A 24,570-nucleotide genomic window follows, 5' to 3' on the forward strand; every position below is an offset into this window, starting at 1 on the left:
TACCTCTGCGTTGCCCGATTAACGGGTGCAATGTCCCTCTATTCCGAACAGCCTCAAACCAGCAATGGCCCATTAAGCACCGGTACGATCTGGGCAATTGCCTTGCCTGCGATGGTCACCAATGTCGCCACTGCTTTTATAGGGCTTGGCGATATGTGGATTGTCGGGCGCCTGAATGATGCACCAATGCAAGGCGCGGTTGATATCGGAGCGCGCCTGTTCGCGGTTCTGTTCATTGTGATGAATTTCCTCAAAACCGGAACCACCGGACTTGTTGCACAAGATGGCACCCGGTCTGGTGAGGATGCGCAGGCTGTGACCCTGTTGCGCGGGCTATTGGTTGGATTGGTAATTGCCGCTGCGCTGTTGCTATTGAAACCGTTGATCCTGCCTTCGCTTCTTGGACTGCTAGGTGCAGAGGGAGCCGTATTGGAATCGGCGCGAACATACGCCGATATCCGCTATTGGTCTGCTCCAGCATATTTAGCGAACCTCGCCCTAATCGGATTTCTGATCGGACGTAAGCAGATGGCCGCGGTTCTACTATTCGAAGTCGGCTATAATCTCGTCAATATCTGCCTCGGCCTGTGGTTTGTGATAGGTCTGAACCTCGGCATTGCCGGCATTGGCTGGTCCAGTTTTGCTGCCGAGTTTTTGAAATTGGTAGCAGTTTTGGTTTTTGTTCTGCGCGGCCAAATAGGCTTAGCCTTGCTAACCCAGCTTCGCGACAGGGCACATTACCGCTGGCAATCGCTACGCCCGTTCCTAGCCGTCAACCGAGACCTGTTTTTACGGACGGTATTGCTAATGGTTGCACTTTCCGCACTAACTCGGCTTAGCGCTGAGCGCGGCCCGGTAGTCCTGGCCGCCAATGGCATTATCTATCAGATGTTTGTTCTAACAGCGCTGCTTCTGGACGGATTTGAGAACGCGGCGCAGGTTTTGAATGGTGAGCGGTATGGTGCACGAGACCGCGCCGGGTTTCTGTTTTATTTCAAACAAACGCTAGTTCGGGGATTTGCCGTTGCTGCTCTCGTGGCAATAGGCTTTGCCGGATTCAGTGGGCCGATCCTAGAGAGCTTTGCTGCTACCGTCCCCGTCGCTGATGCCGCCAAATCGAGCGCTTCATGGCTGATATTGATACCCTTTGCTGGGGTGGCCGGCTTTGTGCTCGACGGAGTTTTTGTCGGCGCAAGTTGGACGCGGGCTCTATTATTGACGATGGCTGGTGCGGCGGCAATTTTCGCGATCTCGCTTTGGCTTACCTGGCCGTTAGGTAACGATGGTTTATGGCTATCCTTCGTCATATTCTTGGTGGCCCGCGCCCTTTTGCAATTGGTGATGATGCCCAGATTGATAGGCCAGAGTTTTCGAACCTCGGGGACAGCCAGCCGATAAAACGGGCTCCCGTCAGTTTGCCTGAATTATGCCTTATTGCGCCACTTCACCTTGGATCGAACCTTCGTAATTTGCCAGAATTCCGGCGATCTGGGTCCACACTGCAACATTCTGGCGCAGCTGAACAATATCGATTTTGTCCAAAGTATCGTCCGGCGTATGGTGAAGGTCAAAATATCGGGTGCCATCCTGCTGCAAATCGATGATCGCAGTTTTCTGATCACGGGCAATATTGATGTCCGCGCCGCCGCTGGCGACAATTGTGGAATTGGCGACACCGAAACGTGCGACCGATGCAGCAAGTTCAGCGTGCAGATCAGGATTGGTATCGCGAAAATTGCTTTCAAAGCGCCAAATGCGATCTGCCCCGAAGTCGCTTTCAAAGGCCACGGCGATAGGCTCGTCAATATGCGCTTTGGAATAGGCGATGCTTCCAAACAAGCCCACTTCCTCTGCTCCGGCCATCAATACGCGGATCGTGCGCAGCGGCTGGCCAGTATGCGATACATGCAACGCCGCGGCGGAGATAATGCCGCACCCTGCCCCGTCATCAAATGCGCCGGTACCGTTCCACCAGCTGTCAATATGACACGCCAGCAGAACCGGCGGCAAAGACGGATCGCGCCCGACAATTTCGCCCACCACATTGCCGCTCTGGGTCATGCCCCGATTTTGAGGGGTGAGAACCAGCTTCATGGTGATCGGACGGTCGCCTGCCCGCGCAAACATGCGTTCAAGATTAAGAGCATCGGGGATCGACAAAGCACCAGCTGGAATCATGTCATCCACCACCCGCGTTCCGCCTGTGTGCGGGTTGCGGTGCTTGTCTGTGCCAATGGACTTGATCACCGAAGCGACCGCGCCTTTGCTTTGGGCGATACTTGCGCCAACCCAGCGTGCAGGTCCGGCAAAGCCATATTGCGAACCGTCCTGCGTCGGCGTCATCGAATGGCTGATATAGGCGATTTTGCCCTTCAAGCTGCCTTCCGGCGCAGCGCTCAGTTCCGCGATGGTTTTGAAATACACGACTTCCGCCTCGATACCGTCAGTCCCGGTAGAAGCGCTTCCGCCCAATGGCGTTACTTCGAAAGGTTGCGGAAACGGGCTGGTTATCTCTGCGCTGGCCAATGCACCCGGCACCCAGGTTTCCATCATGAACGGCTCGTCCGCGACATTCTCGAAACCGTTTTGCCTGAGCCATTTTACCGCCCAATCACGGCCGCGCTGCTCTGCTTCTGTTCCCGCTTGACGCGGACCAACCTCGGTCGTGATCCCTTCAACAAAATCCCAAGCCAACGTATCGGCGGTCAAAACTTTATCGGCACCCTCTTCCAAAGTCATCGCACCGCTATGCTGGGCAACAGCAACAGACGAATAGGAAACGGATAGCGAAAGTGCGGCAAGCGCAAGCAGGTTTTTTCTCATGAAGCGCTAGCTATCGGCGGTCGCGCCCCAAGTCCAGCGCGCAAGTCCAGCTTGCCCGATTGGCTTTGAGACCCTATCTGCAGGCGCATATCCACATACACCAAACAATACCTCGAAGGACCGACCCGATGGCCGCGCAATATGCATATGTCATGAAGAACATGACCAAGACTTTCCCCGGCGCGAAAAAGCCCGTTTTGGAAAACATTAATCTACAATTCTATCAAGGCGCGAAGATCGGCATCGTTGGCCCCAACGGCGCAGGTAAATCCACGCTAATTAAAATCATGGCCGGTATCGATACCGATTTCACTGGCGAGGCGTGGCCGGGCGAAAACATCACGGTTGGCTATCTGGAGCAGGAACCGGAACTGGATGAAAGCAAAACTGTTCTGGAAAACGTAAAGGATGGCGCACGGGCTACCGCCGATCTGGTCGAACGCTTCAATGCAATCTCTGCCGAAATGGCAGAACCTGACGCGGATTTTGACAAACTTGGCGATGAAATGGCCGAGCTGCAAACAAAGATCGATGCGGTCGATGGGTGGACGCTCGACAATCAGCTTGAAATTGCGATGGAGGCACTGAGGTGTCCGCCATCCGATATGGAAGTCACCAATCTTTCAGGTGGTGAGAAACGCCGCGTAGCGCTCACCCGCCTGCTGATTCAGAAGCCATCAATCCTGCTGCTCGATGAGCCGACCAACCACCTTGATGCCGAAAGCGTTGAATGGCTGGAAAACCATCTGAAGGAATATGCCGGCGCCGTGCTGATGATCACGCACGATCGCTACTTCCTAGACAACGTGGTGGAATGGATTCTGGAACTCGATCGCGGGTCTTATTATCCTTACGAAGGCAATTACTCGACTTACCTCGAGAAGAAATCGAAACGCATGGCGCAGGAAGACCGCGAGGATTCCGGCCGCCAGAAAGCGCTCGCCGAAGAACTCGAATGGATTCGTCAGGGCACCAAAGGTCGCCAAACAAAATCTAAAGCGCGTATCCGCAAGTTTGAAGAATTGCAGGACAGCCAGAAAGACCGCAAACCGGGCAAGGCGCAGATCGTAATTCAGGTCCCTGAACGGCTCGGCAGCAAAGTTATCGAAGCCAAGGGCATTTCCAAGGCGTTTGGCGACAAATTGCTGTTTGAAGACCTCAGCTTTATCCTGCCACCGGGCGGGATTGTCGGCGTAATCGGTCCCAATGGCGCGGGCAAATCGACCCTGTTCAAAATGATCACAGGGCAGGAACAGCCGGATAGCGGAACCATTGAAATCGGCGAAACCGTCCACCTCGGCTTTGTTGACCAAAGCCGCGATGATCTGAACCCGAAGAACAATGTCTGGCAAGAAGTGTCAGATGAACTGGATTACATGAAGGTCAATGGCCACGACATGAGCACGCGCGCTTACGTTGGCGCGTTCAACTTCAAAGGCGCGGATCAACAGAAAGTCGTTGGCAAACTGTCGGGCGGTGAACGCAACCGAGTGCACATGGCGAAAATGCTCAAAGAAGGCGGCAACGTCCTCCTGCTCGATGAGCCGACCAACGATCTCGACGTTGAAACATTGCGCGCACTGGAGGAAGCCATCGAAAACTTCGCCGGTTGCGCGGTGGTAATTTCGCACGACCGCTTCTTCCTCGACCGTCTGGCTACGCATATTCTTGCGTTCGAAGGCGACAGCCATGTTGAATGGTTCGAGGGCAACTTTGAAGCTTACGAAGAAGATAAGCGCCGCAGGTTGGGCGATGCAGCGGACCGGCCCACACGGCTGTCGTATAAGAAGCTTACTAGGTGAGCACCGAGTAATCACAGCTAAAGTCGTCTCTTCAACTCATTCAGCCCAATGCCACCTTTGGAGCCGCCGTCCTTCAGCAATTGCCAACTTCAAGAACAGGGTGTTTAGCCCTCAAATTCAATAGCTAAATTCACCGCTAGCAGGGTAGCACGGCGTCACCATTGTCACCCTGTCATGCGATCTCAACTCGCGCCCAAGCCACTCAAAACCGAATTTGTATTTCATCAACCAATTTACATTATGACACACGTGCAAGAACATAGGGAACGCGCACGTGATCGACATCGAGATCCAGAACGAGACGCATCAGACGCATGAAAAGCTGAAATTCGCGGTTGTCCCGCGCATTGGAGAGGGTTTGCGCTTGCAAGAGCCGAACGGCTTCTGGGCGTCCTATGATGTGATCGACCTGTGGTATCAGAAAGCCGATTATGGCGATGTATGGGTCCCATATCTGCATGTGCGCAAGACGGCTGGTGAGGTTGAAGAGACCCCTGCTGCGGCTCAAGCTGCGAACCATGATGGGGAGGTTTTACCATTCACAATCTGATCAAACGTATCGATGCGCCCGTGCCCGGCCAAGAGCAGGATAAGCCTGCGATAGAACCCCAAGTTGCGCCTGCGCCAGTCCCACCGCCAATAGATCAGGCAGAAGCGCCGCAAGCAGAGCCTGCCAAGACATTCGGACGCCATGTTGCTTCGCCTGCTGGTCCGACCCGCATTGCCCAGCCAGCGCCATCTCGTACTTGCCTGTTGGTCGATGATTCACGGATGATCCGCAAGGTATCCCGCCAGATTGTCGTGAAGCTTGGCTACACAATTGACGAAGCAGAGAATGGTCAGGAAGCGCTAGCCAAATGCAAGCTTGCCATGCCCGATCTGATAATTCTCGATTGGGATATGCCGATAATGACTGGCATCGAGTTTCTTGCCGAACTGCGCGCGCTAAACGATAAGAAAAGGCCAAAGATCGTGTTCTGCACAACGCATTCGAGCGCCATGGACATCCATAAAGCTATCGAAACTGGAGCTGACGAGTTCGTCACTAAGCCGTTCAATGAAGCACAGCTTGTCGGAAAATTGGCAGCTATCGGAGCTGCTTAACAGTTATGGAACTAGCCATTGCGTTGCCGCTGACGCACCATCACCTGAACTAGACCTAACCACAATTTTCGCGCGCCGATGTCCGGTATTGGCCAGATACAACCAATCAAATTCGCGCACAGACACCAGTAGGACCGCGAAGTTCTCACGCGCGGCAGCAACTTGCGCATCCTCCGGTGTAATACCCTCGATCCAATCAGGCAGGCCCGATACCGGCCCATCGCTTGGCGAGCTCGGCGGAGCTTCTGCGAGATAGCATCGTTTGGCAAAATTGGTGGCTTCGCTCCATGCCTTGTCGGCAATTGGCCCGCTGCTTTCCACTCGCCCTTTACCGCGCATCCTGATCTGCACCTTGGCTTCGGAATCATACGCCAGCACAGTCATTTGAGGATCATTGGTAACTGCGGCCACTTTCGGACTCCGCAAATCAGTATGGAAGCGCAACGTACCCGTTACCGGATCAAATTCGCGCAGCACCATGACCCGCAAATCAATATCAGACGTGCCCACGACCAATGTATGAAAAGCTGATTTGCGCATCTTCCCGCCTTCAATAAGCCGGGTTTTGATATCCTGCGCCACCATATCGAGAGTCATTTCCATCGTCCCCTTAGTCACGCCCGACGCCACCCTGTCAATCATTCCAATATTTCACCATCTTGCCTCGAGACATGAACCTCGGCCAGTGGCGTTCGTTCAGTTTCAAGTCAGTTTAGATGAACTAGAACCATTTTCATCAACAGGGCCGCTGGGTGGACGCGGTGTTTAAAAATGGAGTGCCGCTATGACTTTGAGAGAATTACTATCCGCAGGTAGCGCGACGGCCCTAGCCGTCGCCATCGCTTTTGCCCTTCCCGTTCAATCGGCTTCAGCTGCAGAGGCTGAGGCGGCGTCAGCAGATACGCAGCGCGCCGACCGAGACCGCACACGAGGCGACCGTGCCCGGGGCAATCGTGGCGAACGCCGTGAAGCGCGCCAAGACAATCGCGAGCGCCGTGAAGCGAGGCAGGACCGCCAAGAGCGCCAGACGCGCAACAACAACACTCAGCGTCCACAAGCTCGTCAACAGCAACGCCAACAAGCGCGGCAAGACACTCGCCAAGACATTCGCCAAGACACTCGTCAGCAGCGCAGGGCCGAGCGCCACGAACCTGCAGCACGGCGGTCTACAACCCGCTACGGCGGCCGTGTCGAGCGTCAGACTGCGCAGCGTCAAGCAGACCGCCGTACCGCAACGCGCGCAGATCGCCAGGTAGAGCGCCGCGTCGAAAGGCAGGTCGAACGCCGTGCAAACCGCCGTGCAGATGCCCGTTCTGAACGGAACCGGACATATCGCAATAGCGACAGGAATAGGACCTACTCCGATAATCGTCGAGCTGAACGCCGGTCGCATTATCGGCAGAACCAACGCCGGTGGAACCGTCATACGTGGCGCAACAATAGCCGCTATAATTGGAACAGCCACCGTCGGAATTACCGGAACACATACCGCCTAGGTCGCTATTATGCACCGTATCGGAACTATCGGTACAGCCGCATCAACATCGGCTTCCATCTTGGCAACGTCTTCTTCAGCAGCCGCTATTGGATCAACGATCCATGGACCTACCGCCTGCCAGAAGTTTACGGACCCTACCGCTGGGTTCGCTATTATGACGATGTTTTGCTGGTAAACACTTACACCGGCGAAGTGGTCGACGTGATCCACGATTTCTTCTGGTAATTACAAACCACCGAGCCCGGTCGACCTTGACCGGAATGGAGCCCCCGTCAGAGCAATCTGGCGGGGGTTTCCACTTGAGGCCCCGCAGTCGGCGCACCGTATCTAACGATTGATTTGGATTGTAATTGGCGTCCATCATCTCGGCGACTTTTGGATTGGCAAACAATCAATGTAGCATAGCGGTCTCAAGCGCTATGCCAGCCTCGAAACTGATGCTTCCTTGTCCGTGAATTAATCGGTCGGCCTCGCAGTAGCCCGTAATTTTTGCCAACATTATTAATTCGATTGCGCGCTTGTGTCGGATGCGAGCCCCCAGAAATTTTCAAACTGCTAGGCCATAATATAGCCGCTGCTTACGCATAAGGTCTGCGCGCTCGACTCTAAGTTAAAGGGCTGTGATGCGCATGCATGAGCATCATCGCCGCCGAACCCACCGTAAATCAGCGAACTGCCCTCGCACCAATCGGAGCGAACCTATAAATGCTGAGAACGCATAGGAGGTTTTACAAAATCTCGCACACTCACGACCATCGATATGTCTCAATTATGAATTTGGCACTTGTCCGAATGGTAGCATTTTGAAAATGCCACCGTTCTTATCGAAGAACGTATGCTTGAGTGCGCCAAGGATGTGCAAACCAATCAGATACATAAACACCTCACCGCCGGTTTTGTGCAAACCGATGATAGCCTTTCCGGTCTCTCGCGAGTCTCCGACTGGCAGGCCCGGCACGGTAAACAGACCCCAAATGTCGATAAAACCGCCAAAATAGGATGTGGCAAGCCAGCCGCCCAGCGGCAGGCCAACCAGCAACACGTAGAAAATGATATGTACAGCCCGGACCAAGATTCGCTCCCACGCGGCAAGTTTGCTTGGCAATGCAGGAACCGGATGCGTCCACCGCCACAAAAGACGCCCGATTGTTAGAAACAGGATCGTCATACCCAGGGCCTTATGGTGCCCCATCCACCAGCCTTTATCATCACCGGTCAAATGCTCGGCAGCCTCAACCAGCCGCCAATTGACGATCACTGCGATCGCAATGACCCAGTGAAATATCATCGCGCCCTTGGAATAGCGGGACTGACTTGCTGCGCTCATCATCGACTCAATATGCCTTTTATCATTTCAATTTAGCGATATCGCAGGAAGCGGCAAGCCAACCACTTGATGCCGTGGATTTCAGTGCTAGAAAACCAGTTATGGCCAAGACAGCAATCGTTCCCGATCAAGACGCGCTGAAGCGCGTTGGCGCCACCGTCCGGCGGCATTTGGATGCACACCCCAATGCCCAGAAGCTACCGACTGACAAGGCAGAAGTTTACGCGATCAGTTACTTCCTGACGGCTTTGGAGTGCGGGCGCCTAAACAGCATGATTGACGTTATCGCGCAGCCTAGCGAGCTCTATGATGGAACCCATCAAGACGGCTTCAGAACTTCCTATTCAGGTAATCTCGATCCGCACGACGCTTTAATGAAGGATCTGTCGACGCGAATAGACACCGCGTTGGGGCTACCTGCGGCCTATGGCGAGGCGATACAGGGCCAGCGTTATTATGTCGGTCAACAGTTTAAGCCCCATAATGATTATTTTCATACCGATCAGGAATATTGGAAGCAGGAACGTGGACGCGGCGGCCAGCGCAGCTGGACGGCAATGGCCTTTCTAAACAAAGTCCAACAGGGCGGCGCAACCGAATTTCCAGAGCTAGATCTGAAGATAGCACCTCAACCCGGAGTTCTTCTTGTTTGGAACAACGCCGATGTTGAAGGGGCGCCCAATCCCGATACGTTGCATGCCGGAACGCCGGTTGAAGCTGGGGTCAAATACGTCCTGACCAAATGGTATCGAACGCGGACGTGGAAATAATACGGCGTCCGCTTCAGCAGTTCACCCCAACCCCAAAGCTTCTGCAATCAGCTTGCGCGAATTAGCGATACCATAGAGCGCGATGAAGCTGCCCATCCGCGGGCCCTGATCGCTTCCAAGCAACGTTTGGTAAAGCGCGCGAAACCAGTCCCGCAAATTTTCAAACCCGAATTCTTCTTGCTTACCGATTTCATACACCTTGGTTTGCAAATCTTCCGCAGGATAATTGTCAGGCAATTTCGCCAACTCAGCATCAAGCGCACGCAATGCCGCCGCTTCATTTTCTGCCGGCGCACGCTTCTTCAGTGTGGGCGCAACGAAATCGCGATTATAAGCCAGAGCTGCCGAGACCATAGTGTCGACCGCAGGGTGCTTCGCCGGATCAGCATCGGCCACATAGTTGGCCAAATACGACCAAACCTGTTCGCGGCTAGCCTCTGCGCCCAGTACTCCAACCAAATTGAGCAACAGACCGAAGGTCACTGGTACAGTATCACCAGCGCCTGGCGCTTCGGGGCCGTCTATACGCGAATTGGCGCGCAACAAATGCCAGACTGGATTGCCAAGCTGCTTATCGAGCGGCTGCTCGGCCAACCGCTCGCGGAATTGCCAGTAGTCATCCACCGCGCGCGGTATTACCCCCACGTGCAACTGCTTGGCGCTTTTCGGATTGGGGAAAATATAAAACCCAAGACTCTCTTCCGTGCCATATTCCAGCCACTGTTCAATTGTCAGTCCATTACCCTTGGACTTGGAAATCTTTTCACCATTCTCGTCAAGAAACAGCTCGTAGATCAAACCGTCCGGCTTGCGGCCACCAAGAACCTTGGCAATTTTGCCGGACTGAATACCAGTATCCGTCAGATCCTTGCCGTACATTTCATAGTCGACCCCTTGCGCGACCCAGCGCATCGCAAAATCGACTTTCCACTGCAGCTTTGCCTGTCCGCCAAGCGCAGATTGTTCGATCACAGAACCGTCATCGTCCGTAAACCGGATCAAGCCAGCCTGCGCATCGACGATCTCGACCGGTACTTGCAACACAATGCCAGTCGTAGGTGAAATGGGCATAATCGGTGAATAGGTTGCAGCACGTTCAGCCCGCAGAGTTGGCAACATGATGTCAAGAATGTCCTGATTATGCTCGAGGACATTCTTCAATGCGTCGTCGAAATGACCGTTGTTATACCGATCCGAAGCGGCAACGAATTCATATTCGAAACCGAAACGGTCGAGAAAATCGCGGAGCATCGCATTGTTATGGGCGGCAAAACTTTCGAACTTTTCAAACGGATCGGGAATGCGGCTAAGCGGCTTCCCCAAATGCTCAGCCAACATTTCCTGATTGGGTAGATTGGTTGGCACCTTGCGCAAACCATCCATGTCGTCGCTGAATGCCACTAGCCGAGTGGGCTGACCGGTCAGCGCTTCGAATGCACGGCGGACAAACGTTGTGCGGAGCACTTCCTGAAACGTACCGATATGTGGCAGACCCGAGGGGCCGTAGCCCGTTTCAAACAGCACAGGCGAACCATCCGGCTTCATTCCATCAGGATAGCGTTTGACCAGCCGTTGAGCCTCAAGGAAAGGCCATGCCTTGGATTCGCGAGCGGTCTCGATCAATGTGCTGTCAGTCATGGCAGCGCTTTTGCGCGTTGCGCTCCGTGTTGCAAGTGCGAAGAATGTCTCGTTGCAGCTTAATCCTGCTTTGAACCGCTTTTAAACGTCTCTGCGCTTGCGCGGTGTTCCATATTCGTTCTATCGGCTTTGCCGTGGTTCAACCGCTCTCCCTTCCCGCGCTTCACGCATCGCATGCCGGAACATGGCTACGCGATCCTAACGGCAACAGTCGCGGAGTATCCAAAGGCGAGGCAATCATGGCCGCGGCGGACACACCGATATTGCTTCTCAACGCACCGCTAGTGGCAACGCGATTGGGGTATCCTGACCTCTCGGGTCTCGATTTGCTTGAATTGTTTGCCTTCGTCTTCCCGGCAAAATTCTGTGTGCCAACGCCCAAGGGATTGGCCCATGCATTAGGATTGGACGAACCAGCTAGCGACGATCAAGTCCCTGCCTTGTTGCAGCAAGCAGCGGGCGCGATTGTCGAGGCCTGTGAAGGCGGCAATTGGGCCGAGCGCGACGGCGCGTGGTCATCTTTACAGTCGCTAAGCCGCTTGCATTGGCCGTGGGCGCAAATTCTCGCGCCTCACATCAAGAAGCCCGAGCAGGCCGAAAAATGGCTGTTCTCCAAACTACCCGAATGGGAAGAAACGCCCGAGCGCCCCCAACCTGCACAGGTCACTTTGGAAGACGATGCAGTCGAGGCGCAGCTAGACCGCCTTACGGGTGTCGAAGCTGAGCGGCGAGACGGGCAACGGGCCTATGCCAAAGCAGTAGGCAAGGTCTTTGCGCCGCGGGATAAGCACGGCAATCCTCACCTTCTGCTCGCCCAAGCGGGAACCGGAATCGGCAAAACTCTCGGATATCTCGCCCCATCAACCTTGTGGTCACAAGCCGCCAAAGGTACCGTTTGGGTGTCAACTTTCACTAAAAATTTGCAACGCCAATTGCGCAGTGAAAGCCGCAGGGCGTGGCCTGAAAGGCGCCCAGACGGCACACAGCCAGTCGTTATCCGGAAAGGGCGGGAGAACTATCTTTGCCTGCTAAATCTGGAGGATGCTTTACAAGGCGGATTCGGCGGGCGGGCTGCCATTCTGGCGCAGATTGTGGCGCGGTGGGCCTCCTTCTCCCGTGATGGCGATATGATCGGCGGGGACTTGCCCGGTTGGCTCGGAACTTTGTTTCGCAAACGTGGAATTGCCGCCTTGACTGACCAGCGCGGTGAATGCGTTTATGCTGGCTGTCCGCATTACCGCAAATGCTTCATTGAACGATCTTCCCGAGCCTCAGCGCAAGCTGATTTGGTTATTGCCAACCACGCTTTGGTTATGATCAACGCAGCCAGGGGACGCGATCATGCCCAGCGCCCCACCCGCATCATTTTCGACGAGGGTCACCACGTTTTCCAAGCTGCCGATTCGACCTTTGCCGCTGCGTTGACTGGAGCGGAGGCCATCGAATTGCGGCGTTGGGTTATCGGCCCGGAGCGTAAAAGCAAAGGGCGCCGCAGAGGTCTGGCGGCTAGGCTTGCCGATGTCGCAAGCTATGATGACGCAGGCGGCGAAGCGGTTGAGGCCGCAATCAAAGCAGCGCAAGCCCTTCCCTCTGACGGGTGGCTTCAGCGTTTAAATGATGGCGAACCCTACGGTCCGATCGAGCAATTGTTGGCAGCAGTGCGATCAATTACCTACGCTCGCGATGAAAGCGGTGGGCAGGAAGCTGGCTACGGCATCGAGACCGAAGCCGCTCAGTTGCCTGGAAATTTCGTCCATTTTGCAGGCGAGGCCGAAGCCGCCTTAGCGCGGATTCGGCAGCCGCTAATCCAGCTTGGCGTCCGGCTTGAAGCAATTATCGAAGACGCACCCGATTGGTTGGATGGTCAGGGGCGTGCCCGGATTGAGGGAGCAAGGCATTCTCTGGCATGGAGAGCCGATTTGATTGCCGCTTGGGAATCGTTGCTCAACCGCTTGGGCGGCCCGGCGAACCCCGAATTTGTCGATTGGCTAGCGGTCGACCGTTCCGAAGCGCGCGAATTTGACATCGGCATCCACCGTCGCTGGCTCGATCCGATGAAGCCCTTTGCCAAGACAGTTCTAGAACCTTCGCATGGCGTAATGCTTACTTCGGCCACATTGCGAGACGGCGAGGATTGGAACAGCGCGATTGCTGCAAGCGGCACCCCTCATATCGAAATCAAGCCCCAACTTTCCTCATCCGAAAGCCCATTCGATTATGCCAACCGAGCCGAAGTGTTGATCGTAACCGATGTAAAACGCGGCGATTTGCCAGCGCTGGCCGGTGCATATTCGAGGCTCATCGAGGCAGCAGGCGGGGGCGTGCTCGGCCTGTTTACTGCAATACGCCGATTGCGCGCAGTTCACGGACGTATTGCGGATCGATTGGCGCGCGCCGGATTGCCTTTGTTCGCGCAGCATGTCGACCCGATCGACACCGGCACGCTGGTGGATATTTTCCGCGATGATCCGCGCGCTTCGCTGCTTGGAACCGATGCTTTACGTGACGGGGTCGATGTTCCAGGTGATTCTCTGCGCTGCGTGGTGATGGAGGCGGTGCCATGGCCAAAACCGAGCATTCTCCACCGCGCCCGCCGCGCGGCAAATGGCGGCAGCGCCTATGATGACCGGATGATTCGCGCCCGATTGGCGCAAGCATTCGGACGGCTAATTCGAAGCAAGGATGACAAGGGCCACTTTGTTGTGCTGTCATCTGCCTTCCCCAGCCGCCTGCTAAGTGCCTTTCCCAAAGGCACTCCGATTATTCGACTTACATTGGAGGAGGCTTTACATAGGGTCGAAGAAGGTGTTTCGAGTGCTTCGGACAATTTGCTGACTGACAGTTCCAACCAATCAGAGGACAGCCTGAACCTGTGAAGACCTTAGGCCTCTTACGCCATGCCAAATCCGATTGGGACGATATCGGCACCCGTGACTTCGACCGGGGCTTGAATGATCGTGGGCGCAAAGGCGCACGGCTGGTGGGCCGCCATATCGCAGAATACAGCGACAAACATGGCGTCGCTTGGGACAAAGTTCTAGCCAGTTCTGCAGAGCGCGTTCAACGGACCATCGAAGCCGCGTTGCCCGGCATTGATCCGATATCTGACAAGCGACTTTACCTCGCCAGCGTCGATACGATTATTGAAGTTATTCAAGAATACACCGATGATGAAGACAGCGTGCTGGTGGCCGCGCATAATCCCGGCCTGCAGGAAATGCTGTTCGCCTTGGTCCCGCCGTCTGAAGAAAATGCAATCTTCGACGAGGCCGCAACAAAATTTCCAACTGCAACTTTCGCAGTGTTCGAACTGGATATTGATAGCTGGTCCGATCTCGCGGCGGATTGCGGCCGGTTAGTTCACTTTATTCGTCCGCGTGACCTAGACCCAGAGCTTGGACCAGAACGCTAATCCAGCACCAAGCGCGGCCCACTGCCGCCCTCGCCAATCTTATCATCGCGATTGTAGAGTTGGCATTTCGAAAGGCTGAGACAGCCGCAACCTATGCAGCCATCTAGACGGTCTCGGGTACGCTCCAGCATGGCAATTCTAGCGTCAAGCTGGTCTCGGATCGAAGCGCTGATTGTTTTCCAGTCGCGAGCATTAGGTGTGCGCCCTTGCGGCAACTTCGCCAATTGATCTTCAATATCAGATAGAGGCAATCCCAGTTTCTGAGCGATCATAATAAAGCTCAACCGGCGAATATCCGAACGCAGAAAGCGGCGTTGGTTCCCGCTCGTTCGCATTGCGGATAACAACCGCTTCTCCTCATAAAACCGGATCGAAGACACTGACAGGCCGGTTCTACGGGCCAATTCTCCAATCGGTAAAAAATCATTTTTTGACAGCGATCTAGACACGAATTCCACCTCTCGAGAATTGTCTTGACCTCAACTTAACTTGAGGTTGCATAATTGCCAAGTTCAATGATTCGCGGCCCATTCTCTTTGGGCCAGCGGACTGAGAAATCGGAAGGATCAGAAAATGGCTATTGCAAGAATCGAACATACAAATTTGACGGTCACTAACCCGCAACGCAGCGCCGAACTCTTCATGAGATTGTGCGGCTGGCACATCCGATGGGAAGGCCCTTCGATGGGCGACGGGTACACCGTCCATGTGGGTAGCGATACAGATTATCTAGCGCTCTACACCAACGATACGATCAAGGGCGATTTCACCAAAGGCCAACCGATCAACCATGTTGGGATACAGGTGGACGACCTGGCCGAAGCCCGAAAAATCGTGGAAAAAGCCGGGCTCAAACCCTTCAGTGAAGGCACCTATGAACCTGGTCCAAGCACTTTCTATTTCTTCGACTGGGATGGGATTGAATTCGAGATAGTCAGTTACGGATAAACAGGTTTCGCCTCATTCGACACATAACCAGCAGCGATACGAAAAATGTCAATTCATCGTTTCCAAGGCCCGGTGACTCTGTATGACGGTCACATAATTTCAAAGGGAAACCGCAATGATGAAATTCTCCCACCTCCTTGGCACAGTTTCTCTGGCCTTCGCCGCCAGCCCTGCGCTTGCCGAGACAACCTATGTCACTGCGGACAGGATGCTCGATGTCGAAACGGGGCGTTACATTGAAGCTCCGCTGATTACCGTCATCGATGGCAAAATTTCTGCGGTCGAGGCCAGCGTTGCCGCCCCCGACGGAGCAAAAACCATCGATCTGGCCGGTTATACATTGCTGCCCGGACTCATAGATATGCATGTACACCTCGACGGAAGGCCCGAATATGGCGGGTATTCCAGCTTGCAATTCTCAGACCGATTTTGGACGGTAATCGGCGTAAGCAATGCCGCGAAAATGCTAGGTGCAGGCTTTACAACAGTCCGCAATCTGGGGGCCGTTGATTACAACATCGCCGGGCTGGACCAAGCAATCGAGGCCGGTTGGGTACAGGGTCCGCGTATCGTTAATGCTGCCCACGCACTGGGCGCGACGGGCGGTCATTGTGACCAGACATTCTTGCCGCCCAGTTTCGCGGCGAAGAGCCCTGCGGCTGGCGACGGCCCCGATCAACTGCGTCAGCGTGTACGTGAGCAGCGTAAATATGGCGCAGAAGTGATCAAAGCCTGCGCAACTGGCGGTGTGTTTTCACGCAATACTGAACCCGGCGTCCAGCAACTTCGTCTCGAAGAATTGACCGCGATCGCCGATGAGGCTCATTTTTGGGGCTTGAAAGCTGCTGCTCACGCGCATGGCGCAGAAGGGATAAAGGCGGCGATACTCGGGGGATTCGACACAATCGAGCACGCCAGCTTTATTGATGATGAAGGCATACGTCTGGCAAAGGCGCGCGGAACCTTTTTGAGCATGGACATCTTCAATACCGAATACACCTTGTCGCAAGGCGAAGCGAATGGGGTGCTGGAAGAAAATCTGGCGAAAGAGCGCTTGGTTAGCAAAGCCCAACGCGACAATTTCCGCAAAGCAAATGCCGAGGGCGTCAGAATGGTTTTTGGCAGCGATGCCGGCGTAATGCCGCACGAGGACGTGGGCGGTCAGTTCGGCATAATGGTCGAATATGGAATGACACCAATAGCCGCCATCCGTGCTGCGACCGTCAATGCCGCCGAGGCATTGGGGCAAGAAGGCGAGGTCGGTGTCATTAAGCCCGGCGCTTGGGCGGATATAGTCGCCGTTGATGGTGATCCGCTGGCAAACATAGGCGAGCTGGCCGATATCGATGTGGTCATCAAAGGCGGCGAACGCGTGAAATAATGCGCAGCTAAAACAGTTGCGTTTGGCTGCTGCGGGTCCAAGGATCTCCCGTGCGGTCAATAGTCAAATCACCCGCCCAAGGCGTGCACAGCTCCAAGGCGGCAGCGGGATCACCCATGAGCCAATCTGCGTAATTTTCCGGCGCGAGCAACACCGGCATCCGGCTATGAACTTCAGCAGCTACTCCAGCCGCTTCGGTCATCACCATCGAATAGACATCTCCCCATTCGTCACTACTGCGCCAGATACCTGCGCATGAAAATTGATCGGCGCCCGGAACAGACAACCAGGTCCGCGTCATTGCTCCTCTGGGACCTTGTGCCTCTGCCCATCCGGTCAAGGGAATCAGGCAGCGGCGCTTTTCAAAGCTAGAACGCCAGAAAAATCCGGAAAGCTTATCGCTCCGCGCATTGTTGACCGGCTTGGGCTTGAGCAACTGACCCTTCGTACCTTTACGTTGCAGCGGAAATCCCCATGCCATCGTGCGGATTTGACCATCGGCCACCACCATGCCTGGATAACCGGGATAGATTTCTTGGCCAACATTGGCACCTTGCGCAGTATTCTCAACGCTGAACCATTTGGCCGCTTCGTCAGTGGTCCTGGTCATTCGGTAGAGGTTGCACATCGCCGATCAAGCCCCGGCATTGCCGACCACAAAGCAGGCCGCTGCCATCAGAGCCCCCGCCCAGCGGTTAGCGCGGAACCGTTCGAGCGGATTTGCCGGATTATCGGGATCAAGCGTAACTACTTGCCATAGCAAATGCGCGGTAACGGGTAACAGCGTCAGCAATGCGACCCAATCATCGCGCAGGAGCCAAAATGCGAGTGCCCAAAGCGCGACGGCTCCGAGGTAAAATCCCGCCACTCCACTCTTCACGCTTTTTCCCAGGCGCAAAGCGGAAGAGCGAATGCCAACCAGCGCGTCATCCTCGCGATCTTGCAGCGCGTAAATTGTGTCGAATCCGATCACCCACAAAGCCGCTCCAAGATAGAGGGCAGCAAGGGCGTCAAGATTGTCGCTGCGCAGATGCGTCCACCCAACCAGCGCGCCCCATGTGAATACCAGTCCCAGCCAAGCCTGCGGCCACCAAGTGATCCGCTTCATAAATGGATAGGCTGCCACAAGAACCAGACTGCCGAGAGCCACGAATCGCGCCGTCCATTCCAACTGCAACAGAACAAGCAAACCGACGCTGCACAGCACAAGTAGCCAAATCCATGCTATCTTGCGGCTAACCCGCCCACTCGCAACCGGACGTGCAGCGGTTCGCGCAACTTGGCGGTCAAGGTCTGCATCGACAATGTCGTTGTAGACGCATCCTGCGCCGCGCATCGCAATACTTCCGAGTAGGAACCATAAGACCAACTGCCATTGGACACCCTGTCCCGCCAGCCAAACTCCCCAAGCGCAAGGCCAGAACAGCAGCCACCATCCAATGGGCCGGTCAAACCGCGCCAATTGCGCCAAATCTCGCGGGAACTGCGGCAGCCGTGCAATCAAACCGCGATGCTCGCTGTCGGGTACAATATCGGCGGCACGGCCCACGGGCGATTGCGGATGTTCAGTCATACTTGCATCCTACCGCGCACAAGGCCTAGTGAAAAGACATGCCTGCCACCCCCGCCTGGCCGCCAAGAAGCGCCCCCCGCCTGTTCATTGAGCAAAAGTTGGATGAAGGGATCAGCGTATCAATAGAAGGAAATCAAGCGCATTACCTGTCCAAAGTGATGCGGGTTTCGCCTGGCGATAGTGTAATCTTGTGTGATGATCAGTCCGGGGAATGGGCCGCCAGCGTTGAAGCATCAGGCAGACGATCCGTCGAATTGACGATATCCCGCCTATTGCGTCGGCGCGAACAAGTACCTGATTTCTGGTTATGCGCCGCTCTGCTGAAGAAGGACCGGTTCGATCTCGTCTTGGAAAAAGCGACTGAACTCGGCGTCCGCCGGATCGCCCCTCTCGTCACCCGGCGGTGCGTTGCAGACAAGCTCAACGCAGACAGGGCGAAGTCAATAATCGTCGAGGCCGCCGAGCAATGCGCTAGAACTGCTCTGCCCGAACTTTCCCGCACGGTGAAGTTCGCCGAATTCGTTAAGGAATTTCCGGCTAATCGGACTCTGTTTTTTGCAGATGAAAATGGCGGCATAGATGCGGCAAAGGCGTTCTCGCAAACCGCCGGATCAGCCGCTTTGATCACCGGGCCAGAAGGCGGCTTCGACTATGCCGAGAGAGAAATGCTTTTGGCGTGCCCTAATGTGAAACCGATCACGCTTGGACCGCGAATACTGAGGGGTGAGACTGCAGCTTTGGCTGCGATCTCTCTCTGGATGGGAATCGCCGGGGACTGGCGGAATGAGGGAAAGAGTGATGAACAATAATATCTCTGGTAAGGCGCGGCGCGGTTGCCTAACGCGGCCTCTATGAGCACGCGCGACACTTCCAAAAGCGAAGACCCGATCATCGAAAGCCGCGATCAATTGGTCGCGCCGATGCAAGCTGGCGAGAAACCGAAATCGGATTGGCGAATCGGCACCGAGCATGAAAAACTCGTCTATAAGCGCGACGACTTCCACGCTCCATCGCATGACGAGCCCTGTGGCATTCGTGATCTGCTGCTGGCTTTGCAGGAATTCGGATGGAAGCCGGTTGAGGAAAATGGTCACGTAATCGCGATGAGCGGCGATGACGGCACTGTCAGCTTGGAACCGGCCGGCCAGTTGGAACTGTCGGGTGCGCCGCTCGAAAATTTGCACCAAACCTGCGCCGAAACCGGTCGTCATCTTGAACAGGTTAAAGCCATCGGCGACAAGTGCGGCGTTGGCTTCCTCGGTCTTGGCATGTGGCCGGACAAGACTCGTGAAGAACTGCCGATAATGCCAAAAGGGCGTTACGATATCATGCTTCGGCACATGCCGCGTGTGGGCGACCTCGGCCTAGATATGATGCTGCGGACTTGCACTATTCAGGTCAATCTGGATTATTCGTCCGAAATCGACATGGCTAAGAAATTCCGTACCAGCCTGGCCCTGCAACCGCTCGCCACTGCCTTGTTCGCCAATTCGCCATTCACAGAGGGCAAGCCAAACGGTTATCTCTCTTATCGCAGCCATATTTGGTCGGACACCGACCCGCACCGTACTGGAATGCTGCCGTTCGTTTTTGATGAAGATTTTGGCTATGAACGCTACGTCGATTACATGCTCGATGTGCCAATGTACTTTGTCTTCCGGGACGGGAAATATATTGACGCCGCCGGTCACAGCTTCCGCGATTTTCTGAAAGGCGAACTTGCTGTGCTACCAGGTGAGAAACCGCGCGAGGGAGATTGGTGGGACCACCTTTCAACCGCATTTCCTGAAGTTCGGCTGAAAAGCTTCCTTGAAATGCGAGGTGCCGATGGCGGACCTTGGAGCCGCATTTGTGCCCTCCCCGCTTTCTGGGTCGGCATTCTATATGATCAAACCGCGCTCGATGCGTCGTGGGATCTGGTCAAGGACTGGACCATGGAAGAGCGTGAGGAATTGCGTAACGCAGTGCCGAAACTTGCGCTCGACGCGCCAATACCCGGTGGCAGAATTCTGCGCGATCTTGCCAAAGAAGTGCTTGCAATCTCACGCGCCGGGCTAGCTTCCAGGGCTAGGCTCAACACCAGCGGGGACAATGAAACCGGATTCCTTGAAACGCTCGACGAGATTGTTGCCAGCGGCAAAGTGCCTGCCCAGCGTCTGCTCGATAGGTATCACGGAGAATGGGGCGGCGATATCAAGCGCATTTATAAATATAGCTTCTAACGGGAGAATATGCAGTGATTTTAGTAGCTGGAACTGTGAAACTTCCTGAAGATGGACTTGAGAAGCTCATACCGGCGGCAGCGGTGATGATTGCAGAAACCCTGAAAGAAGAGGGATGTATTCGTTACGCCTATGCGCAGGACATACTTGACCCCTCGATAATGCATGTGTCGGAGGCGTGGCGCGATCTCGACGCGCTAATTGCGCATTCCACAGCCAAACATATGAAAGTGTGGAGCGCTGCAGTTAGTGAAGTGGGCGTGCTCGAACGTGACCTCAAACGGTATGACACCGATGAAGGCACAACGATCTGATCACTCCGCAGGTTGGGGTATCTGATGCCGGGAAAGCAGCCGGCGCTTCAGCATCGTAAATCTGCGTGTAATCACACCATTCTCTTCCATCCAAGCGTGGTACTCTCGGTATTTTTCGTCTTCCATCAGCAGATGCGCTTCCTCGGTTTTTGCGCGCCAGAAATAGATCGCGCTGACACAACCAAGGAAGAAACTGTTTCGAATGACATCCACGAATGAATCGCTAGTCACAAGAAACGGCATAGTCGCGCACCACCAGAACAAATTTTTCGAGAGATACGCCGGATGGCGAGTGAATCGATAGGGGCCATTGGTAATGACCCCGCGATAGGTCAAATTGGAGAAGCGGATGCCGAATGCAACCGTTGCCCAAGCATAGATACCGGTCAGGATAATCAACCAAAAAGCCCATAGATAAAGCATCAGATTGTTATCCGCGAACCAATGCGTCCAACCCGGTGTATTCACCTCGTAAACTAGCATTCCAAGCTGGCCGTTGATGTTGTTGATAATGCCGTAGGCAACCGGCGGGTAGCACATTAGCGCAGCAACCCATCCAGCAAGGAACGGGTTGCCGCTGCGGATTTGTGCATCCAGCGGACGCACCGTAACCAGATAACCAACTGTGCCAATCTGCACATCAATTACAAAGAGCATCGTAATCAAGAACCAGCCAAATCGAACCGGATCGTTGACGATGCCGGTTAAATCCGCATTCACGATTTCAAAAAAGCCACCCGGCAAGATTGATATCATGAAAGCGCCGAAAAAGGCTTTGATAATCCAAGCGCGCCAGTGCTTCTTCACATCCTCGAAGTCGAATGCCTCGCTACCCAGCAGCATCGCACCGAAATGCCATGCATGATCGCGGGGTTTAACCAAAACCCTGTCGAGCCAGACCACATAGGGTACGGAAAGCAAAAATAGCGGCACGGCGGCGAAACCAATAACGCCCATCGCAAACAGGTATTGTCCGTCCCAATACCACCGTGCGACACAGTAGAGGAAGCCGATGATCGCCCAGGTTGCATACAATCCGATCAGCTTTACCCGTGATATATCGAGAATATCGCCGATTTCTTTGGGATTGTCCCAATCGATACCAGTTGACGGGCGGCGGTGAACCTTTTCCACAAATACCGACCACAGGATCATGGGAACGCTGGTGAACAGAAGGGCAGCTAATGCAGCGTAAGGGCCTGACATCGGCTGCCTAGGCCCTGACAGGTCAAACGCCTCTGCAATGCCGGCGTAGTTGCGGCAGAATACGACCCAGCCTGCCAATCCAAGAAGACCGACTAGGCCTACGCCTGCGGAAACGTCGCTTTTCGGCAACGCCTTATTGTTGATGTCCGAACCGCTCATGCCTGCTCGGTTAACGCAAAACGGTTAATTCGGCGGAAACTTCCTCACAGCTTTTAAAATATCAGTATGAGAACCTTACCGATATGCGTGAATTGTACCGCCATCATCGAGTATATACATCGTTTGATTGGCAACAATTGGAGCCAAGGAAACCGGCGTTTTCAAATCGCGATAAAGCGATGCCGATCCTTCGCTGGTGCTGAGTTTGTATATTTCGCCCTCACTACTTGCAACCCAAAGGTTGTTTCCGGCAAGAACTGGCCCGGTCCAGAAAATCGGACCCTTCTTATCCTTGGCATCACGAAATTGAGCAAGCTGAGTGATCCAGCGAATTTTCCCAGTCGCACGCGCAATCGCAAGCAATCGCGCATCGTCAGTCAACGCAAAAATCCATTCGCCTGCAATTGCGGGAGTGGAGATACCAGCAACGCGAATTTCCCAAATTCGCTGCCCGGTGACCAATTCATAAGCTGCCATCCGACCACCTTGACCGAGTGCATAGACACGGCCTTGTTCGATAATCGGGTCGGCATCAATATCGTTGAGCGCACCAACTTCGGTCGAAATTGATGTTCGCGCCAAAGCGTCGGCCCACAATACCCGGCCATTTTCATAACGGTAGGCCGCCAGTTCGCCCGAACTGTAGCCAGCAATAACGCTGCCCTGCCCGGCTGCAGGTGCAGCTACTCCAAATACACCAGCTTGCGATGCAGAGCCAGATTCCTGCCACTGGATCGAACCATCCGCGACATTGAGCGCGAAAATCTGATTATCCTGCGTCATTACAAAGGCTGCGTTGAAAGCCACGGTCGGAGAACCGCGAAGCGGGCCGGCAGGACGCACTTTCCAAATTTCTGTACCCGTAGCTGCGTCTAGCGCCGCGACTTCGCCAATACCATTGGTTACATATACACGGCCACCATTATAGGTCGCGCCACCGCCGAATGCAGAACCCTGCAGATCATCGGCAACTTTCATCCGGTACGACCAACGCCGAGCGCCTGTTTGCGCATCCATCGCGTGGACAACGCCGTCAGTATCAACCGCGACCAGCAGACCATCACCAACAACAGGGGAAGCAGCAAGACGGCGGCGGTTGCTAGAACCCGCGATTTGCGCTGTCCAAACTTGCGTCGGATTATCTGCCAGCATTACATGGCCGTTAGACTTGCTGGCATTGCCGCCAGCTTGCGCCCACTCTGTATTTAATTGCGGCGGTGGCAGAACAACTGAAATTGCCGCGAGTGACGAATCAACCGAAGCTCCACTTTCAATTTTGGACAAAACCGGAATGCGCTCACCAATAGTCGGCGTGGTCTTGGGACCCTTGCCACCAAAAAGCCCGCCGCTGCACGCTGCAAGTCCGCCTAAAAGGGAAAGGACTACCGCCGCGCGGCCGATGCTTGAAATGTTCTTAGCAATCATAGTGTCAGACTGTCCTGGTTCTCTCATTGGCTGGCAAGCCGGCCGTTCTCTATCTTGTGGCAGCTTACTCAGCTGGCGGTGTGTTTCTTTCTACCCCGACTTCTTCGAGCACTTCTTCGACATTATCAATCGCATCTACTCCTAGCAGACCGGCCATATCTCGGGCTCTGCCACGAAGGCTGTCCGGCACGTCGTCATTCTTTGCAATTTCTGCAAATAGAGTTCCGGATTCCTTGCGCTTACCCTGTTCAAGATACGCCATTGCGACCATTTCACCGGCACTGCCAAAATAGGCGTTCCCGGGCACAGCCATTGGCTTTAACCGAGCAATGATGTCTGCCGGTTTGAGGCTGTCATAGGTTGCTGCGATTTCACGGATTGCCGCGAGATCCCGCATTGCTTGCGGAGCGTCATCATCGGCTTGAATAGCCGCGAATATCTTAGCGGCTTCGTCTGCCTTGCCTTGTTGCAGAGCAATACCGCCTTGCAGCATCAATGCAGCAGCCTTGCCGCCGCCAATTCCGTCGTCCGCGAGAGGCGCGAGCATGCTTGTTCCGGAATCGAGATTTCCTGCATCAATTTGGTCCAAAGCACGCGTTAAGGTTTCCGACTGCTCTTCCAAGGGGCCTTCGCGGCTTGGCACCCAATAAAACAGATAGAATGCCAGTGCAGCCAATCCAGCCACAATCACGGCCAGCAAAGGCTTGCCGTAATTCGCCATAAATTCAGACATCTCGTCCTGGCGAACAGCTTCATCCACCTCCCGCATCAGGACTTCTTCCTGTGCCGCTTCGGTTTCCTTGCGCTTGCTTTGGTTGGCAGGAAGGTCAGTTGGTGTTTTTGGTGTCAGAGCCACTTGTGGCGCATCCGATCTGATTAGTTAATGTGGAGCCTGCGTCTTTAGACTATGGACGCGTCGATGCAATTCATGAATGCAATGCTGTCCCCCGCAGGGTGAACCGCGCGTG

General features: G+C 54.7%; 23 protein-coding genes. 13 read left to right on the forward strand and 10 right to left on the reverse strand.

The genetic code is table 11. From position 1 onward, the window contains the following. Nucleotides 1-30 precede the first annotated feature (30 nt). Nucleotides 31-1,398 carry an MATE family efflux transporter gene (locus tag GRI36_RS10910; protein WP_160598486.1) on the forward strand — a complete coding sequence of 456 codons (1,368 nt, stop codon included), beginning with the start codon at nucleotides 31-33 and terminating at the stop codon, nucleotides 1,396-1,398. Nucleotides 1,399-1,431: 33 nt separating this feature from the next. On the opposite strand, the gene GRI36_RS10915 is transcribed toward GRI36_RS10910, so the two are convergent. Continuing rightward, nucleotides 1,432-2,823: a M28 family peptidase gene (locus GRI36_RS10915; RefSeq protein WP_160598487.1), complete on the reverse strand. Its 1,392-nt coding sequence runs from the start codon at nucleotides 2,821-2,823 to the stop codon at nucleotides 1,432-1,434. A gap of 128 nt (nucleotides 2,824-2,951) precedes the next feature. On the opposite strand from GRI36_RS10915, the gene ettA reads away from it, so the two are divergent. The 3 genes from ettA to GRI36_RS10930 all read left to right on the forward strand — a co-directional run bounded on the left by ettA (nucleotide 2,952) and on the right by GRI36_RS10930 (nucleotide 5,729). Next, nucleotides 2,952-4,625, forward strand: coding sequence for an energy-dependent translational throttle protein EttA (ettA, locus tag GRI36_RS10920; protein WP_160598488.1), 1,674 nt, complete (start codon nucleotides 2,952-2,954; stop codon nucleotides 4,623-4,625). Between the two features lie 274 nt (nucleotides 4,626-4,899). Continuing rightward, entirely contained in the window at nucleotides 4,900-5,175 is a 276-nt protein-coding gene (locus GRI36_RS10925) for a hypothetical protein (protein ID WP_202392290.1), read from the forward strand. A 20-nt stretch (nucleotides 5,176-5,195) separates the two neighbouring features. Then, entirely contained in the window at nucleotides 5,196-5,729 is a 534-nt protein-coding gene (locus tag GRI36_RS10930; protein ID WP_328598380.1) for a response regulator, read from the forward strand. Between the two features lie 3 nt (nucleotides 5,730-5,732). Here the strand turns inward: GRI36_RS10930 and GRI36_RS10935 are convergent, their stop codons facing one another. Beyond that, nucleotides 5,733-6,371 carry a PNPOx family protein gene (locus tag GRI36_RS10935; RefSeq protein ID WP_235902228.1) on the reverse strand — a complete coding sequence of 213 codons (639 nt, stop codon included), beginning with the start codon at nucleotides 6,369-6,371 and terminating at the stop codon, nucleotides 5,733-5,735. Between the two features lie 142 nt (nucleotides 6,372-6,513). Here GRI36_RS10935 and GRI36_RS10940 point away from each other — a divergent pair, with 142 nt between their 5' ends. Next, nucleotides 6,514-7,452, forward strand: coding sequence for an RcnB family protein (locus GRI36_RS10940; protein WP_160598489.1), 939 nt, complete (start codon nucleotides 6,514-6,516; stop codon nucleotides 7,450-7,452). Nucleotides 7,453-7,996: 544 nt separating this feature from the next. On the opposite strand, the gene GRI36_RS10945 is transcribed toward GRI36_RS10940, so the two are convergent. Further along, on the reverse strand, nucleotides 7,997-8,557 hold the full coding sequence (locus GRI36_RS10945; protein ID WP_160598490.1) for a cytochrome b: 561 nt from the start codon (nucleotides 8,555-8,557) through the stop codon (nucleotides 7,997-7,999). A gap of 98 nt (nucleotides 8,558-8,655) precedes the next feature. Between GRI36_RS10945 and GRI36_RS10950 the strand changes: the two genes are divergently transcribed. Beyond that, nucleotides 8,656-9,324: a prolyl hydroxylase family protein gene (locus GRI36_RS10950; RefSeq protein ID WP_160598491.1), complete on the forward strand. Its 669-nt coding sequence runs from the start codon at nucleotides 8,656-8,658 to the stop codon at nucleotides 9,322-9,324. A gap of 21 nt (nucleotides 9,325-9,345) precedes the next feature. Here GRI36_RS10950 and GRI36_RS10955 read toward each other — a convergent pair whose 3' ends face one another. Then, entirely contained in the window at nucleotides 9,346-10,962 is a 1,617-nt protein-coding gene (locus tag GRI36_RS10955; protein ID WP_160598492.1) for a lysine--tRNA ligase, read from the reverse strand. 239 nt (nucleotides 10,963-11,201) lie between these two features. Between GRI36_RS10955 and GRI36_RS10960 the strand changes: the two genes are divergently transcribed. Beyond that, complete coding sequence (locus tag GRI36_RS10960) at nucleotides 11,202-13,838, forward strand: ATP-dependent DNA helicase (protein ID WP_202392266.1); 2,637 nt, start codon at nucleotides 11,202-11,204, stop codon at nucleotides 13,836-13,838. Beyond that, nucleotides 13,835-14,374, forward strand: a complete 540-nt coding sequence (locus GRI36_RS10965) for a SixA phosphatase family protein (RefSeq protein WP_160598493.1) — start codon at nucleotides 13,835-13,837, stop codon at nucleotides 14,372-14,374. Before GRI36_RS10960 ends, GRI36_RS10965 begins: the two co-directional genes overlap by 4 nt. On the opposite strand, the gene soxR is transcribed toward GRI36_RS10965, so the two are convergent. After that, nucleotides 14,371-14,811, reverse strand: a complete 441-nt coding sequence (soxR, locus tag GRI36_RS10970; RefSeq protein WP_160599196.1) for a redox-sensitive transcriptional activator SoxR — start codon at nucleotides 14,809-14,811, stop codon at nucleotides 14,371-14,373. The genes GRI36_RS10965 and soxR overlap by 4 nt on opposite strands. Nucleotides 14,812-14,947: 136 nt before the next feature. On the opposite strand from soxR, the gene GRI36_RS10975 reads away from it, so the two are divergent. Continuing rightward, entirely contained in the window at nucleotides 14,948-15,322 is a 375-nt protein-coding gene (locus tag GRI36_RS10975; protein ID WP_160598494.1) for a VOC family protein, read from the forward strand. Nucleotides 15,323-15,437: 115 nt separating this feature from the next. Continuing rightward, nucleotides 15,438-16,703: a Xaa-Pro dipeptidase gene (locus GRI36_RS10980; RefSeq protein ID WP_160598495.1), complete on the forward strand. Its 1,266-nt coding sequence runs from the start codon at nucleotides 15,438-15,440 to the stop codon at nucleotides 16,701-16,703. A gap of 7 nt (nucleotides 16,704-16,710) precedes the next feature. Here GRI36_RS10980 and GRI36_RS10985 read toward each other — a convergent pair whose 3' ends face one another. Then, nucleotides 16,711-17,331 carry an SOS response-associated peptidase gene (locus GRI36_RS10985; RefSeq protein WP_160598496.1) on the reverse strand — a complete coding sequence of 207 codons (621 nt, stop codon included), beginning with the start codon at nucleotides 17,329-17,331 and terminating at the stop codon, nucleotides 16,711-16,713. A 6-nt stretch (nucleotides 17,332-17,337) separates the two neighbouring features. Beyond that, nucleotides 17,338-18,276, reverse strand: coding sequence for a 4-hydroxybenzoate octaprenyltransferase (gene ubiA, locus GRI36_RS10990; RefSeq protein ID WP_160598497.1), 939 nt, complete (start codon nucleotides 18,274-18,276; stop codon nucleotides 17,338-17,340). Between the two features lie 38 nt (nucleotides 18,277-18,314). Here ubiA and GRI36_RS10995 point away from each other — a divergent pair, with 38 nt between their 5' ends. The 3 genes from GRI36_RS10995 to GRI36_RS11005 are packed head-to-tail and all read left to right on the forward strand — an operon-like array spanning nucleotide 18,315 to nucleotide 20,812. Next, on the forward strand, nucleotides 18,315-19,085 hold the full coding sequence (locus tag GRI36_RS10995; RefSeq protein WP_160598498.1) for a 16S rRNA (uracil(1498)-N(3))-methyltransferase: 771 nt from the start codon (nucleotides 18,315-18,317) through the stop codon (nucleotides 19,083-19,085). 42 nt (nucleotides 19,086-19,127) lie between these two features. Beyond that, nucleotides 19,128-20,498 (forward strand): glutamate--cysteine ligase, encoded by a 1,371-nt coding sequence (locus tag GRI36_RS11000; protein ID WP_160598499.1) that lies wholly within the window; start codon nucleotides 19,128-19,130, stop codon nucleotides 20,496-20,498. A 14-nt stretch (nucleotides 20,499-20,512) separates the two neighbouring features. After that, nucleotides 20,513-20,812, forward strand: coding sequence for a putative quinol monooxygenase (locus GRI36_RS11005; protein WP_160598500.1), 300 nt, complete (start codon nucleotides 20,513-20,515; stop codon nucleotides 20,810-20,812). Here GRI36_RS11005 and GRI36_RS11010 read toward each other — a convergent pair whose 3' ends face one another. The 3 genes from GRI36_RS11010 to GRI36_RS11020 all read right to left on the reverse strand — a co-directional run bounded on the left by GRI36_RS11010 (nucleotide 20,813) and on the right by GRI36_RS11020 (nucleotide 24,458). Beyond that, nucleotides 20,813-22,177 carry a methyltransferase family protein gene (locus tag GRI36_RS11010; RefSeq protein ID WP_160598501.1) on the reverse strand — a complete coding sequence of 455 codons (1,365 nt, stop codon included), beginning with the start codon at nucleotides 22,175-22,177 and terminating at the stop codon, nucleotides 20,813-20,815. It lies immediately after the preceding gene. A 75-nt stretch (nucleotides 22,178-22,252) separates the two neighbouring features. Next, nucleotides 22,253-23,602, reverse strand: a complete 1,350-nt coding sequence (locus GRI36_RS11015; protein WP_235902230.1) for an outer membrane protein assembly factor BamB family protein — start codon at nucleotides 23,600-23,602, stop codon at nucleotides 22,253-22,255. 64 nt (nucleotides 23,603-23,666) lie between these two features. Continuing rightward, nucleotides 23,667-24,458, reverse strand: a complete 792-nt coding sequence (locus tag GRI36_RS11020; RefSeq protein ID WP_328598381.1) for a hypothetical protein — start codon at nucleotides 24,456-24,458, stop codon at nucleotides 23,667-23,669. Between the last annotated feature and the right edge of the window lie 112 nt (nucleotides 24,459-24,570).

Origin of the sequence: Pontixanthobacter gangjinensis (genome assembly GCF_009827545.1) — a bacterium.
Taxonomy (GTDB): Bacteria; Pseudomonadota; Alphaproteobacteria; order Sphingomonadales; family Sphingomonadaceae; genus Pontixanthobacter; species Pontixanthobacter gangjinensis.